The organism is Legionella sp. PC1000 (genome assembly GCF_014109805.1).
Taxonomy (GTDB): Bacteria; Pseudomonadota; Gammaproteobacteria; order Legionellales; family Legionellaceae; genus Legionella; species Legionella resiliens.
Window position 1 is genome coordinate 25,173 of record NZ_CP059403.1, and the last position, 15,194, is coordinate 40,366.

Consider the following 15,194-nt stretch of genomic DNA (forward strand, 5'->3'; position numbering starts at 1 on the left):
TTACACTCCTATGTGTTGTTTGATTTGGTTTAAGTATCCCTTGCCTACCTCAAGATTTCGGGCTGGTTTGATTCGATGTGGCGCATCTATTTTAGGGAGGTCATGGCCTTGTTGAATCAAATGACATACTTGCTCATACTTTTCTTTAAATACGCTATAAGCTATGCCATCATGATCGATTGAGAAGAAATCAAAAGGCATTTTTTTTGCTACGAATTCAATCACTGGATGGCTCCAGCGTGGAATCGCCTTGCGAACGCTATTCTTGAACTCCCAATAGGCATCGGATGCTTTCGGCAGTTTTAAATCATCATAAAAAGCCATACATAACGCTTTGAATTGCAAGCAATTAGGTGGGTATTCAACAAACTTCCCATTACCCGATAAGTTTCTTAATCGTTCCATCCCGCTCTCCAGAGCTTTAGGCGTTAAGCCTTTTAATGTGTCAAACCAAGTGCCGTTGTCATGCGTACCAAATTTAGTTAGAAACAAAGTGCCGTACATTTTGGTGAGTTCCATCCAAAGCCATGATACATGGTCTGTACTCAAGTTCGGCGCTGATGACTTTTGAGGTTGGGAATAACTCTTCTGTTGAAGGTTTGCAGGCGTTCTGGTTGAATCTTGCGACTGTCTCCAAGGCTGCGTCATAAGAATTGACTTTAGGGGATGCACGCTCATTGTTTGTACTCCTTGTCTGAGTGTTTGATATCATGGGCTCTTGTTGTTTGCGTTCGGCATGTTTAGCAAGAAAACTTAAATAAATGGGGTTGAAGTCAGCAAAAGTACTTCCCCATGCAGTGTTTTTGTCAATGAATTCTTGGATGATGTTGCTGTCAGTAGCAAAGCTGTAGCCTGATGCAATTGCTCGTGCAATTGTTTTTTGGCTGGGGTAGAAATTTGGCGATATGAGTTGTTTTAAATTTTTATTCCCAATTTCCTCGCCTAAGTTGTTGTTGTTTGTATTGTTATTTATATTAATAAATAACTTCTTTACACAGGGGTTAGGTATGTTAACTTCTGTGTTAAGTTCTATGTTAACTTCCTCATCAAAAACAACCTGTTCGTCAATGTTTTCTTGATTGTTGACTGGGTTTGTTAGTGTGTTAACTTCCGTGTTTTCAAAGATTTTACTAAAAATTTTAGGTAGTTGAGGAAAAAGGAATTTGAGGGATTGACCTTCGGAAACCACTTTAAAATATTCCCCGCATTCCCTCTCAATTGATTTGATGTAATTACGAATAGTTTGTTTGGATGGCGTACCACTTTCTTTTCTTCCTGGTGCGGAGTTAATTTCAATTAGCTTAGCAATATCATGATAGGAAACATCATAAACGATGCCCGTTGCTGGATCTGCCAAATTAATAAGAGACTTAATTAATAATGCGGGACCATAAGGGAATCCAATAAATGGGCGCTCTACATCTATTCTAGCTTTATTGAAGCATACGACTGCTTGAAGTTTATTTATAATTGAAATTTCATTACACATCTTAAAGATCCATTATTAATTGTTAATTGGCTGTTGCCATCAAATTAAACAAATTGTTCTATTGGATTATTTTTAACGAAGATTGTGTAAAGAATATTGTATTGAGCTATCATCCATAATTTCCTTGTCTAATGAATGCAATGGCTCAATCTATATGTTATGATTTTCACCATGGCATTCTGTCTTATGCCCGAATACACCGAGAGTGACTGTTTGGCGACCGTTCTCTCGGTGTTTTTTTTAGAACCTATGAAGATATTAACGCATAGCAATTCATGATTCAACATTTTACTCGATTTTTTTTCGACAAAAGTGTATTTTAATGAGATTAACCTAAATTTACACTAAAGATTACTATGACAGCACGCGGATCAATTACAGTTTCCTGGGAAGATGTGAAACAGGATGTGGCTAGACTAAACCCATCTTTACATCAAATTATTGAAAATGATATTAACTTAGTTCCATCGGAATTAACTATCCTAAGCTATAATTATGGCAGCCAGATAGGTGATGAATCGTATTTTTATTTCCCCGATTTAAAAAAATCTCCAACAATGCCATTCTGCATGGTCTATGAAAACAATTTTGAAATGTATATGGAGTTTAATGAACGAACATCACCATGGAAAATATATAAACCAGGGCAAATTTTCCCATATACTAAATTTTTAAAAAATAATTACCTATATGAGCCATCTGACATACTTAAAATGACAGCAGGTATAAGGAATTCCTTTTTATTAATGAATAAATTCAGCGATAAAAAGAGACATTCATGGTTACAAAAAAAATATAATCTAACATGCTCCGTTCCCAATAATTTCGATGAACAATTTTTTGTTTTAAAACAAATCAGTGATCATATTAATCCTTCATGGAAAGCTAAATTACTTTCATTTCCTAAAACATGGGAAGAAAAAGCGTATAAATCACCTATGTTTGTAGATTATTTAAATTCTGTTGCCAATAATGATCATATTTTTAAGAGAAATATTTTATTGTATGACTATCTTCTAAATACCATTAATTTGGATAATAAAATAACTAATAATGGATTTATTAAGGAAGTAATTCGATATTTATTTTTCGTAGCCTGTGGAGATCAACCCGCTTATTTACCAACATCTAATGAATCAAACGCACCAATAAGCCTCTTTAGAGAAGCATATATTGACATTTTTAAATCTGAAACGATTCCCATTTTTATGACGCCACATAAATTGTCACCTTTTGAGTCAAATGAAACAGTGTATTATTCTCTTAATAAAGAAGATTTTTTATTCAAACCAAATCAAATCTCTAACTTAAATAAATTGTCTTCTGAAATTAAATCAGCTTTTGAAAATACTTGTGAAAAGATCTACTCTTCCAAAGTTGCAGTAAATACAATACTCCATAAATGCGCTGATAATTTAAATATTAATTTAATTCATCGTTGGAATATCAACTCTTCATCTGAAAACAATCAAGAAGAACTATTCTTTAATAAAGACAATTATCTCATGGACGAAATATCAAAATATAAAAACCTGGAATTTCCATTGAATTCATTATTTTTATCAGGGTGTTTTTCCATATCATATAAAAAAAATTATAAAGTATTAAATAAATGACCATTGGAAAGGAAATATGATTCTAATTTTAAAATGCCGTCAAAAATTGCCGTCAAATTACACTTGGATATCTTTTTTTTATCTAAAAATTTAATAAAGTCGGATGATAAAAATAGTTTTTGTTCACGTCTAATTTTATCCGAAACAATTTTAAGTCTTGTTTGTTTGTAACTAAAAGAATCTAATTCATTTAATATATAGGTAATTTTATGAGTATGATTTTTCTTATACTCTAAATAAATAACAATATCGTGTGCTATCTTTTCTAAGAATGGGGTCGCTGATTGTATCGGGATTGATGCCATGCTCTGTAGATTTTTTTCTAAATAATCTATAAGAGTAGGATACATTTTATTTGCTAGATCCCTGATAATATAGATATTTTTTGAACTATGCACGATAGGGATTTCACTTTTGATTGATTGATGATTTTTTTGAAAATATAAAAGCACATCTTTCTTTTTTTGATCTATGTAGTGCGCTTTTAATTGAACAAAAATTGCTTCTGGAACAGCAGCTTTTAGTGTCAACCAATTTCGTTTTTTAAAGTGAATTTTCCTTAATTTACAGATTAAATTATTGTCACATAAGTGTAACTTTTCTAATGTGGCTCTAATGTTCACCATAGCAATGGTTTTATCAAAACCATGGGTAGAGGGAAAATATGAAATTGCAACTTCATCATCCCCATCTAATACACCTGATAGATAATCTTCAAAAACCTTCCCAGATCCTAACATCCCATAATTACGAAGCTCATATGCCCGAAGAGCCCCCAGAGAAGATAATCCGATTACTTTTATTCCTTGCTCTAATGCCCACAAAATCTCTTTATGAGTAACACTAGCTTGTTGTTCAAACACACCATCTACAATAACTATTATTTCTATGCTTGGGTGTTTGAGTAAAACTCCGATTATATCCCCTCTTCTAATCGCTGGTAACAATAAATCGCTATCCTGAATATATTCTGATAATTCATCATGAGAAATTGTTGAGTCAACAAATATAGCTCTTTTTTTATTATTCATTATTTATTAGGAAAGTTTTTAAAATACATATATCTTCGTTACAGTAAGAGTATACAGCTAAGTCGTTATTGTTGTGATTTAGAAGTTTAACAATTTGATCGAATTGTTGTACCAGAGAAAGGTTCGAGGAATTAAGATTTTCGAAATAGATTTTTTCTGGAATTTGAGTCAATGTCTTTAATTTTAAAAAATTATAACAAGATTGATCCAAATCATCTCTTGCGCCAGATATAATACCAACTTTTGATTGAATTGCCTCAATATAGGCTTTCATAACCGCCTCATGCTTTGAAAAATGACAGCTATAACCAGCTACTACAGACTGATTATTTAGAGGATTACTATTTAAAATATTACTTTCAATCACAGGCAAATTAAAAATATTCTCATAAAAATAAAACGAGGCACTTATTTTATTCATATCTGTAAATCTGAATATGTCGCATTCAACGTGCTCTAGCTGTTTTTTTTTGGATAACTTGGTTGAATTTCTTTCTATTAATTCTAAAAAACTATAAATTAATGCTTCTTTATAATTTGACCCCGACGCAATACCATCGGAATTTTGTCCAAATATTTTAGAAAGAAGTAAATTACTATCAAGAGATAACGCTATATGTGGTATGTATATTTCTTTATTTGATATTAGGGTTCTTCCAAGGCACCAATCAAGACTTTGCTTACTTAATACTGTGGCGCCATAGTCTTGTTTATTTAAATTAACAAATAAATCATGATTATTAGCCAAATCTTCCTGTGAAACATTAATTATTTCTGGTTTAACTTCTTCTGCAAAATAAGTCTCTATAGATTCCATCAATGCTGCACACTGGGCCTCATCTTTATGTATTGATTTGCCCATGCTGACGGTTATTGATTTTGCATTCGGACGAATAGCAGAAAATATTTTTAGATCGGATGTATCATCTAAATAACTTAAATCAGCAAGCCTTGAAATTCCAGCTTGCTTTATATATTTTGAAAGCAGGGATAAAGTATCACCAGCAGATCTAAACCTCAAACTCATGATAAAATCATCCACCAGAAATTGCAGATAAAATATTCAAGGAGTCCTTATCTGTTAATTTAATGTAATTCAGTGTGTCTATTTTTATGCCATTTAAATAAAGTAATATATAATCTTTTGGCAAATCATCTTCGAATAAATACTTATATTTAGTTTTTAAAACATCACTTAGAAGTTCTTTCCAATATATTTTATCATTTACGATAAAACTATTGCTCAGATGATTTAACGCTCCAGGAAAGCTAACAGAAACTTCCATTTTAAATTAGGCTGATGGAATTCAAGGAAATAGGATTTTCAAATATATCATAAACTTCCTGAATATCTGTTTCAAAAAGATTAATATCCTGTTCAGATAAGGATACATTAAATTCTTGTTTATCATCCATTTTGCACCATATAGAACGAATTAATCATATTTTATTATATCATTGTTTTCTAAAGAGAAAAAATCATCTATTAAATCACTGTAAACGGAACTATATCCAACGAATGAAGCTGCAGTATTACTTGCTGATTTTGGAGTGTCATAATAACCACCAATATGAACTCGAAAATCAAAATTGTATTGTCCTTTAAGTTTTGGTAGGGATATTTGTGATACTTTGCCTTTTTTAAGAGGTATGTATCCACAAAAATCATATACCTCATTATTATTAAGCTTAATCGTCATATCTTTATCTAGCTCAAGGAGTACCATAGCGGTCTCCAGAGAAATCCCTGCCCTTCTTCTATGAATCAGATTTATAGCACCACCTGCTTGGCGAATATTAGTTTCTAGGAAAATGGGCTCTTGGTAATCATCTAGAAAAAATTCTGTATGCATAACACCATTTTTGTACTCTAGTAATTGCTGAACTTTAATGGATTCTTGCTCTATTTTTTTTTCAAGAGACAAATCAACTATAGGGAAACTGGCAATTATTTTCCCGTTTAGAAACATATGATTAGGATAAGAATATCTCCGTGCCTGAATATACTTAACTACGCCATTTTTTACTATCAATTCACAATGAAACAAGGGTTCAGGATAGAATTTTTGCAAAATAAACTTTATTTTAGAGTCAAAGCAAGTACTCTTCCAAACTATAAAGTCATTTTTACTTTTAATATGATAACCGCCCTCTGCACCAGCAAGATTGTCTGGTTTGATGAAATACTCACTGTAACCTATTGAATCAATAATATCTTCATACGCAAGATCTTCATGATAATCCAATGTTTTTGGAACCATCATATAAGGACTTAATAGTCTGTACATCTCTGATTTGACTTTATATTTCTCTATTGTTGGATAATTAATCCCAGGAATATTATATTTTGTTCTGAGCTTAGCTGCTTCAATTAGAAAATTATCATTAAAACAAACAATAGCATCAACCCTATTATTTTCTATGATTTTCGCTATTTCATCTATACACAAAGAATTATAATAAACACTGTTCTCTTTTCCGACTGTCTCTGTGCCCTCAAAATAAGCCAATGTTGGTTCAATATCGTTGGTTTTTAACAATTCAAAATCAACCAACTTATATGTAAAGGGCATACCAATTAATAAAGGGAATAATTTTTGCATTTAAGTAACCCTGTATTTAAATATAGAATTATATGCTAATGAGATTACTATCAAACCCATCATCGTGTTGATAAGCATTGCATCTAAAGATAAGTTAGTTAACTGAGAGCAAATGTATACCGAAAGATAGATTAATGAAGGACACAAACCATTAAGCACAATTACATTAAAGCTAGCTAAGCGCGTGCCTTGAAAATTATTGTAACCCGAAAGTTGTGCTACCTGACGCATAAAAAACATACTCATGTATTCTATATATGCAAAAACTCCAAACATAGTTATTAGTAAAATACTCACATGCTGCTCACTAATTAAAGAATAATAAAAAATCAAAAAAACCAATGGTACTAAGTAATTTATATAAGAAATTTGTTGATATAATTTAATCCGGGAATATTCAGTACGGCTCTTTACTAGTGACCAGGCCATTATGGCGCCTAAAATTAAAGAAACAAAAGGTTCAGAGGAATATGCAAAATTAAATAAATCAATACTGCTATGCAGATTGTGTAAGAAATAAGTTAATACCGAACCGGTAAACACTGCTAAAATAAGCCCATAACCCAATGAAATATTAATTATCAGTTTAAGGTCATTCGTGTGTAATGATTTTTTAAAATTATTATATATTATGCCTATGAATACAATTGTCAGCATTGGAGCTAGAACCCCAATAGACATAACAAATAAAGATAAACAACCAGAAAATATTAATGCTATAGTGATCAATATAATATAAGAAAATGCCCCTAATCTCCCAAATTTTAAGACTATCTTTAAACAGTCCCTCCAATATCCACGAATAATCAGTAAGTAAATAACAAATATGACTTCTAAATAAACACAATATTTACTATAAACTGTTAACTCGTTATTTTCATAAAACCATCCAAAAATAAATATTGAAATGATTCCAACTAGGTTCAAACTAAAACCGAAGTAATTATTAGCCTGGGTCACACTGATTCTTTGATTTTTTGTATATGTATTTAACTCAGCTCTGATTAAAAGCTGAAAAAATGAGATAATGAAATAATGAGCCCCACTCCAAAAATAAAGCTGGAGCTTATCAGCCGGATTTAAGACGAAGTAACTACTAATAACAAAAATAATACTAAGGATTGATGCAATAAAACGATACCAGTGAATAAACAAATGTTCTCTGTTTTTAAAATAATTCTTATTTAAGAAGTCCATGAAAAATGATAAAAAAATACTGGTAAATGCAATTAGAATTGTAATTTGTGAAAAAAATAAAATGAGCCTACTACTTTCATGCAACACTTGAGCATAGGCATTAAGCTCTACACCAAGTGCTCGGATAGGAAAATATACTGGTAAAATAAAAAAATAAATTAAACCAATATTCTCCGAAACTCCCCTGATAAATCTTCCTAACATTTTGTTAATCACATCCGTTCCCTTTTAACAACTTTACAAATACAAATGCTGAGGTTGATGACATAAAATGCTTTTGAGACTACAATGAGCAGATGTTGGTCTTAAAGTACCTAAAGTTTCAGTTCATGCTCTAGATTCAATAAATTTTTTCGTTATTTTTATAGTCATATATGCCATCAGAACGCTATTGTAGACAAATTAATCTTCTTGGGGAAGAAAACCAGCTTAAATTAGCTGAGGCTTCTGTGTTAGTAATTGGAGCCGGAGGAATCGGCTCCCCAGCTCTTATGTACTTGGTGGCTGGTGGCATTGGGAAAGTAGGTTTTATTGACTATGATTTTGTGACTCTGTCTAATTTACATAGACAAATTCTTTATACCGAACATGATATTGGGAGCACCAAATCATCTATTGCTTACCAAAAACTAAGCTCCATAAACTCAGAAACAAATTTAATTGAATACAATTCAAAATTAAATATTGAAATTGCAAATAGTATTATTCCTCAATACGATTTAATTATTGATGGTTCCGATAATTTTAAAACTCGTTATTTAGTTAATGATATTTGCTGTCAATTGAATAAACCATTCATTAGCTCAAGTATTTTTCAAAATAAAATACAAATCATTTTTTTTGATATTAAACAAGGATGTTATAGATGTATATTTCCTGAACCACCACCACCTTTTTTAATGAACAACTGCTCTGATGCTGGCGTTCTAGGTCCAACAACAGGTATAGCTGGATCGATGACCGCATCATTAGCCATTAAATATTTTGTAAATCCAAACGCCACCCCAGTTCAAAAAATAATTACTTTTGATAGTGATACCTTAAAGACAGAACAGTTACCATTTTCACAAATAGATCGCTGTTCAGGCTGCCATCATAAATCGATTTCTTGGCCAACTCAAAATTTTAGTGTGGAACTTCAAAAAATTGATTTATCAAATTATAAAGTCATTGATATTAGAGAAGTTAATGAAGATCGTAAGGTCAAGTTAACTAGTGATGAACTTCATATTCCTTTCAGCCAGATGATTGAGCTATCTAATAAAATTCCACAGGATAAATTGCTTGTTTATTGTCAAAGTGGCGTTAGAAGTGATTATGCAGTGCATTTTCTGCGCAAAAACGGGTTTCATGCGTTTTCACTTGACCAGGGAGTATCTACTTTGAAAATCAATACTGATGGATTTGCTTATTTATAAATATTTTTAATTTTCAATATCAAGATAATCATAAATCCTTTCAATACTTTCAAATTCCATCAAAACTCTTATTCGACCAGTCTTTAATGCATTAATTCTTACATTTTTGTTGTATAGGTTTAAAAATTTTTCGGATAAGATCTTCATGTCATCACTTGAAACCAGAGGCCTATTATTTATTTTTGTAACCTGAGGCTCAAGTAAATCCAGATATTTCTTCTCCTTAATAAACTTTTCTGTTTCTCGAACAGAGAGTTTTTTGTCTATAACATATTGAATTACAATATTTTGAAATTTATGATCTAAAATAATTGCTGCTCTAATATGGCCATAATCCACATCCCCATTTTCCCAAAACAATTTACATTCAGGGCTTAATAATGATGCAACACGAATTAAATTGGCAACAGTAGATCTCGGCTTACCGATTATTTTGGATACTTGATCAACACTTAAAAAATGCTCATCCTTAAGCTTTAATAAAGATTCAGATTCTTCAAGTAAAGTTAGCTGTTCTCGTTGAATGTTTTCAATTAATGCAATGGCAAAAGCTTCTCTCTCATTAACATTTTTTATTAGACAGGGAATTACAGTTAAACCAATTTCTAAAGCTGAAAGATATCTTCTCTCACCAGCTATCAGCTCATACTTTTCATCATCCATTTCTCTAACAATAATAGGTTGTAAGACGCCTTGTTCTTTAATAGACTCTACTAAGTCTTGAAGAGACTCTTTTGAAATTTTCCCATGTTTGCGAGGTTGATATTTACCAAGAACAATTTTTGCAAGCGAAATATTTTTCATTATATTTCCACTTTGCTTTTCATGGTTTAAGTTTAATAAATCAACTTCAATTGCATTAATACCCTTGCCTAAGATATTCATAAAATTGCCTTTTATTTGCTTGCAAAAAAAAACTTAAAAACCCCTATAATCCTCTGCCATCATGGGCTATAGAAGACTTGTCCCGTACGGGACTATTATTCTTCGCTTGCTATATCCTTAAGAAACTTTCGGTCCGCATACATCCATTGGCTTAAAGCCATCCGAATAATTGCGGGTTTAATATGTACTTCCAACATTTTTCTAGAATTTTTTATGTTAAGCTCTAAATCTATTAATTTCTCTATGTTATGCATATCAATATTTGCTTGAACAGGATTAGAACCAATGTTTTTCATCATGGCTCCTAATTTAATTTGAGTCAGTAAATTAATAAGAACATAATCATCGGATGAATTATTCCAATTAATATCATCTACTGATGAACTTTTAAAAAAGTGTTCTAAAGCCTCATTTACTAATTGAGATTGCTTCCCTCTTCCCGAATATTCTTTCTTGGCTTTTTCTTGAATAGATGTCCATAATTTTTCTGGGACGCGAAGAGTAATTTTTTTTTGTTTTTTTAAACAACTCTTTTGTTCTTTAGGTCTTTCTAGAAACATTATTTTTCCTCAGTACTTTTTCCCAATAAAAATTCTTCCAATGATTTTAAAAGAGATACCATATCATCAACTGTCTTAACTTCTGAAATAGTCGAATAATCCTTCAATTCGGGTATGCAGCTTAGAAGCTTATTACCTGCTTTAACACAATTGTCGATTGTTTTAATTTGCATTGAAGCAACGGATCTTTTGCGGCCATCAGTTCCTCTTGGAATGGGTTTTTTCATTTGAACAGGTAATTCAATATTTTTTTCTAACAACTTATAAATAAATAATTCCTGGCGATCTTGTCGATTATATGACGCCACTTTAATGAGATTATTGGCTGATAAATGCCCCGACTCCAACGCTGAGTATATTGATGAATGATACTTATCTGGATATAAAATTAATTTAATTAAGGTGGAAGCTAAATCTTTCTGAATTTTTAATCTAGTTGAAAGGTCTCTAACTGTTATCTTTGGATTTTCTTTAATTTCTTCAGAGGCAAGTTTAAAGTTACCTAGAACACTAATATTAGTCCTCAAACTATTTTCAGTAATTTGACGACCAATCTTATCTCTTCTGCTCAAATTATGAAGGCCTTCATTGCGAATTGCCTTAATATAGGGAATGCGACCAAGAATACAAGCCAAACGTCTTAAGTGACCCTCAAGCACAACTAATGTATTATTTTCAGAGTCTGATTCAATTTCGATCGGCTGTATTTGTCCAGTCTCCCTAATGCTTTTTGCAAGATTAACCAAAAAGTCAAATTCTTTTTTTTGAGTGATATTGGGAGAGTTAAGAAGCTCTTCAAATTGAGGAAATATAATAGATTCAATCAATTTGCCATCAACTTCTTCTTCATTAATTTTTACTAAACAATTCAAGTTCATATTAGATTCAAAAATATCCTCCATATCGATACCAACATGTTTTACCAACCAGGCATCATCAATCACCCAGTCTGGACGAGGATTATGAGCGCTAGGTTTTAAAGCTTTAGGCCTAACTTTATAATAGCCTTCGTCATTTCCATCATTAAAACTTACTTGTTTAGAAACATTTCCAAAATTTAATGACCTAGTAACATCACCATTTGATGAACTTGGTTTTTTTATTATTGTTTCTGTGCGTTCTATTGTACTGTTCTCAAAAATCATACTCATGCCATTTCCTCCAGCTCTTCTGTTACTAATCCTTTGGTTGCAATAAGATCTTCGAATCCTATTTTTTCAAAAATATAATTACATGCTTTAATCGCATCAATTCTTAATGTTGAACTCTTCTTTAGTCCATTAAAAGGCATAGCTAAATCAGCTCCTTTCGTATCTACTTTTGACATATCTCCAGAATCTCTTAATTCACATGGAATTAAATAAGGCTTGATATAAACACTCTCTTCTAATTTACTACGCTGGTCGTCTTGCCCTGTCCTTTTATTCCAGGCCTTTTGATTGGCTAGAAACCCAATAAGTTTACTAGCTTGAGATCTAGGTTTTGCATCATTTTGTTCATGAAAACAATGCAGCATTGCATTCAAACCCTCACAACTTTTCTCTTGTAGTTGAAACGGCATAACAGTATGAGTTGCAGCACGCATTAGACCAACAGACGTTATTGATATGGCCGGAGCGCAATCTGCAATAATCAAATCAAATCCAGCTTGATACATACGTTCAGGATCAAAAAATTTTCTTGGGATATCATATAAATCATCATATGATAAATTGCTATCAAATTGTTTTTCTTCAATTTTTTTCAAGATTTCATTATGGGCTGGTATAATTTTTAAGTTTTCATATTCATAGGCAGGATAAGCAGCAATAGGCTGATCTTTCATATATAAAGATGCTAGGCTAGAAATACCATCCCAATTAGGATGCAATTCAGGATCATATTCAGGATGAATTGGTGGAAAATATTTTGCAGGTAATTCTAGTCTATTATCTTTAACAATTCGTTTACTTAGGTTTGCTTGCCCATCACCATCTACAGCTAATACTCGCAACCCTAATATGGTAACTGCATAACTAATTAATAGTTGCGCTAACACAGTTTTTCCAACCCCACCTTTATTATTTGCAATAACAACAATTTTTGCTTTGTTATTCTCTATTGCCATATTAACTCCCCTAAATATTAAGATTTGTACTAACTACATTACATCAAAAAATATAAATAATAAAGCATAATTGCACTACCGTAGTGCTTATGAGTGTATTTCTTTTTTAGTGTCGGGAAAATAGAGATTATATTTTTTTGTTAATAAATTTATTCTTAAATATCAATATGTTATGTGAGTTTTGGGTGTGAAAAAATCATCTGATATTTTTTTAGATATTGATCATTTAAAATTTGTAGTGCATATTAAATCTCAATTAGAAGAGAAATATTATTCATAATAAAAAAAATATAAAATTTATAGAAGACGAAGAATGGTAAATAAATAGATAAAAGAAAAGAGGGCTTTATGGCATGGCTGCAACCAAGCCATAAAGAAAAAACATAGGATACTAATATGCATAATACTTCTGAGGGTATTCAGCTATCATATTAGTATTCCTTAAACTTTTTGTCAACGAATTGGCTAGACGCTAAGGATACTTTACGCATGCAAGAAAGTGCGTTAGTGATGGATTGCATTGATTTCATAAAGAAATCAACAGACACAAACTACAGCTCTAGACGAGCAGGAGTGGTGCGTCAGGGTAACTGGTGCGGCCATGATCCTGAGTCCCCGCGTTTTTTTCAAAAGCCACAGGAACATAAGGATCGCCCCAAAATAATTACCTGGGCGATTGATGCCTGGCGGCGTTACTATGGGCTACCCACATCCTATTTTAAAGAAATCCGTATGCGTCGCAACTCAACGCGCCAGCAGCGCTCTGAGGCACGTGAAGCTTTGGCAAGTATTGCTCAGGTCTTATTACATTACACAGAACTGGCAAGCCTTAGGGTGGGTGTACCTCATGCAAGTGAAGGATTTCGCTCCCTTACCATCGAATTTCTTGCTGATAAGGCAGGAATTGGTTTAAAGCGAGCACAACGCGCCATTAAATTACTGGTTCGTGCAGGCTATTTAAAAATGATCGAGCGTTTTGATGTCAAACTTGAAGAGGGAAAAGAGCGTTTTATTGGTCTTGCTGCGGTAAAATGCCTAACGCCCGCTTTTTTTAAAGCATGCAACATTAATCTGCAGGCTCTGTCTGCTCAACGCGCTCTAGCGCGTAAACGGCTTAATAAGAAGCGAAGCACCTTTATTGCCAATGCTCAGGAGTCTCAGGCTGCCGCACGTAACATTCTTGATTTTATAGCTCCCCAAGGGAATGCTAAAACCCATCTTGATGCGATGAAGGGCATGCTTAAGGGAGAGCAAAACACTGAAGAGCGGTTGCGCGAAAAAGAACGCAGACGAAGAGAATCCCTTCTACGTCGCCACAAATTGCGGGAATAGGGCGCTGTAACCTACTTCAATACCCTTACCTTTGTTATTAGAGAAGCCCTTCTATACCTCCAACACCACTAAAATGCCTCACAAACCCCAATTTTTATCATTATCTATAATTAGATTAAAAAAAATGTCCATCACCTGCAAAACATGTGAATTACAATGAATAAACCATCATTTTTAACAAAAGCTACTGTATATATTTTGTCATAATGAAATTTAAGTGTCTTATAGAATAGCTTTTAAGTGTCCGCTCTTACTTATAGTCCCGTTTAAACCTTCTTGAATATTATCCACAAGAAGGTTCTGTGGATAATTAATAATAAGGAATTCGCTTCGCTCATCAATCATTTCATCTTATTAAAAGGAATTGGCCTATGGCCAATAATCAAATAAAAAAACAAACAAAGCAATAATTAAAGATCGATTGCCTCATCACTCATCACTCAATCGCAATAAAAGATAACTCCGCATTTTATTAAGAACAATGACTACTCACTCGCAAGCTCGCTCCGTTCCTCATTGTTCTTAATAAAATACTCCGTTATTTTTATTTTTGCGACTGAGCGATGAATGACGAGGCACAAATCTAAATCTTTCTTTTAAACTGCTTTAAATGAATTCGCTTCGCTCATAACTATTAAATGCTCCTAAGCTCCAAAATCAAAGGCAGGTGGGTAAAATTCGAACATACCTTTATCCACATTTTTAGGGGATAACCATGTGAATAGATTGACTTAAGGCAATACCGATAAGGACTTAAGAACAAGGAGAAAGTGTACTCAATGAGAGTAATAGTTAAATGAAATAGTAATTAACTATTTCATTCGAACGCTATTTTTAAGATTAAAAGTTAAACATGACCCTTTTTTACCAAGATCCCGGCCGGGGGGCTAATTGATATAATCAATGTATCAACAGATGGTAAATACAAACAGGTGTAAAACCCAAATTAAACATAT

The 15,194-nt window shown here is 32.5% G+C and carries 15 protein-coding genes; 3 read left to right on the forward strand and 12 right to left on the reverse strand.

The window, feature by feature from the left end; all coding sequences use genetic code 11:
* Both FOLKNPGA_RS18570 and FOLKNPGA_RS18575 read right to left on the reverse strand, forming a co-directional pair.
* On the reverse strand, positions 1–504 hold the full coding sequence (locus tag FOLKNPGA_RS18570) for a hypothetical protein (protein ID WP_255466125.1): 504 nt from the start codon (positions 502–504) through the stop codon (positions 1–3).
* Complete coding sequence (locus tag FOLKNPGA_RS18575) at positions 479–1,489, reverse strand: hypothetical protein (RefSeq protein ID WP_182352988.1); 1,011 nt, start codon at positions 1,487–1,489, stop codon at positions 479–481. The genes FOLKNPGA_RS18570 and FOLKNPGA_RS18575 overlap by 26 nt, the downstream gene beginning before the upstream one ends.
* Before the next feature lie 356 nt (positions 1,490–1,845).
* Here FOLKNPGA_RS18575 and FOLKNPGA_RS18580 point away from each other — a divergent pair, with 356 nt between their 5' ends.
* The gene (locus FOLKNPGA_RS18580; protein WP_028383835.1) at positions 1,846–3,105 is read left to right on the forward strand and encodes a hypothetical protein; all 1,260 of its coding nucleotides are present in this window, start codon (positions 1,846–1,848) and stop codon (positions 3,103–3,105) included.
* Here FOLKNPGA_RS18580 and FOLKNPGA_RS18585 read toward each other — a convergent pair.
* The 6 genes from FOLKNPGA_RS18585 to FOLKNPGA_RS18605 are packed head-to-tail and all read right to left on the reverse strand — an operon-like array spanning position 3,084 to position 8,152.
* Complete coding sequence (locus tag FOLKNPGA_RS18585; RefSeq protein WP_182352989.1) at positions 3,084–4,136, reverse strand: TfuA-like protein; 1,053 nt, start codon at positions 4,134–4,136, stop codon at positions 3,084–3,086. The two genes, FOLKNPGA_RS18580 and FOLKNPGA_RS18585, sit on opposite strands and share 22 nt — an antisense overlap.
* Positions 4,129–5,163 carry a YcaO-like family protein gene (locus tag FOLKNPGA_RS18590; protein ID WP_182352990.1) on the reverse strand — a complete coding sequence of 345 codons (1,035 nt, stop codon included), beginning with the start codon at positions 5,161–5,163 and terminating at the stop codon, positions 4,129–4,131. The genes FOLKNPGA_RS18585 and FOLKNPGA_RS18590 overlap by 8 nt, the downstream gene beginning before the upstream one ends.
* Before the next feature lie 7 nt (positions 5,164–5,170).
* Positions 5,171–5,422, reverse strand: coding sequence for a MoaD/ThiS family protein (locus FOLKNPGA_RS18595; RefSeq protein WP_028383838.1), 252 nt, complete (start codon positions 5,420–5,422; stop codon positions 5,171–5,173).
* Position 5,423: 1 nt separating this feature from the next.
* Positions 5,424–5,552: a hypothetical protein gene (locus FOLKNPGA_RS19125; protein ID WP_255466126.1), complete on the reverse strand. Its 129-nt coding sequence runs from the start codon at positions 5,550–5,552 to the stop codon at positions 5,424–5,426.
* Between the two features lie 20 nt (positions 5,553–5,572).
* Positions 5,573–6,739 carry an acetyl-CoA carboxylase biotin carboxylase subunit family protein gene (locus FOLKNPGA_RS18600; protein ID WP_182352991.1) on the reverse strand — a complete coding sequence of 389 codons (1,167 nt, stop codon included), beginning with the start codon at positions 6,737–6,739 and terminating at the stop codon, positions 5,573–5,575.
* Positions 6,740–8,152, reverse strand: coding sequence for a hypothetical protein (locus FOLKNPGA_RS18605; protein WP_182352992.1), 1,413 nt, complete (start codon positions 8,150–8,152; stop codon positions 6,740–6,742).
* Positions 8,153–8,310: 158 nt separating this feature from the next.
* On the opposite strand from FOLKNPGA_RS18605, the gene FOLKNPGA_RS18610 reads away from it, so the two are divergent.
* Positions 8,311–9,354 carry a ThiF family adenylyltransferase gene (locus FOLKNPGA_RS18610; protein ID WP_182352993.1) on the forward strand — a complete coding sequence of 348 codons (1,044 nt, stop codon included), beginning with the start codon at positions 8,311–8,313 and terminating at the stop codon, positions 9,352–9,354.
* 6 nt (positions 9,355–9,360) lie between these two features.
* On the opposite strand, the gene FOLKNPGA_RS18615 is transcribed toward FOLKNPGA_RS18610, so the two are convergent.
* From FOLKNPGA_RS18615 to FOLKNPGA_RS18630, 4 genes are all read right to left on the reverse strand, one after another.
* Positions 9,361–10,239: a ParB/RepB/Spo0J family partition protein gene (locus tag FOLKNPGA_RS18615; protein ID WP_051190616.1), complete on the reverse strand. Its 879-nt coding sequence runs from the start codon at positions 10,237–10,239 to the stop codon at positions 9,361–9,363.
* 95 nt (positions 10,240–10,334) lie between these two features.
* On the reverse strand, positions 10,335–10,799 hold the full coding sequence (locus FOLKNPGA_RS18620) for a hypothetical protein (protein WP_028383841.1): 465 nt from the start codon (positions 10,797–10,799) through the stop codon (positions 10,335–10,337).
* Positions 10,799–11,950, reverse strand: coding sequence for a ParB N-terminal domain-containing protein (locus FOLKNPGA_RS18625; protein ID WP_028383842.1), 1,152 nt, complete (start codon positions 11,948–11,950; stop codon positions 10,799–10,801). Before FOLKNPGA_RS18625 ends, FOLKNPGA_RS18620 begins: the two co-directional genes overlap by 1 nt.
* Positions 11,947–12,906 carry a ParA family protein gene (locus FOLKNPGA_RS18630; RefSeq protein ID WP_028383843.1) on the reverse strand — a complete coding sequence of 320 codons (960 nt, stop codon included), beginning with the start codon at positions 12,904–12,906 and terminating at the stop codon, positions 11,947–11,949. The genes FOLKNPGA_RS18625 and FOLKNPGA_RS18630 overlap by 4 nt, the downstream gene beginning before the upstream one ends.
* A 489-nt stretch (positions 12,907–13,395) precedes the next feature.
* Here FOLKNPGA_RS18630 and FOLKNPGA_RS18635 point away from each other — a divergent pair, with 489 nt between their 5' ends.
* Positions 13,396–14,238 carry a hypothetical protein gene (locus tag FOLKNPGA_RS18635; protein WP_182352951.1) on the forward strand — a complete coding sequence of 281 codons (843 nt, stop codon included), beginning with the start codon at positions 13,396–13,398 and terminating at the stop codon, positions 14,236–14,238.
* The last annotated feature ends 956 nt before the right edge of the window (positions 14,239–15,194 follow it).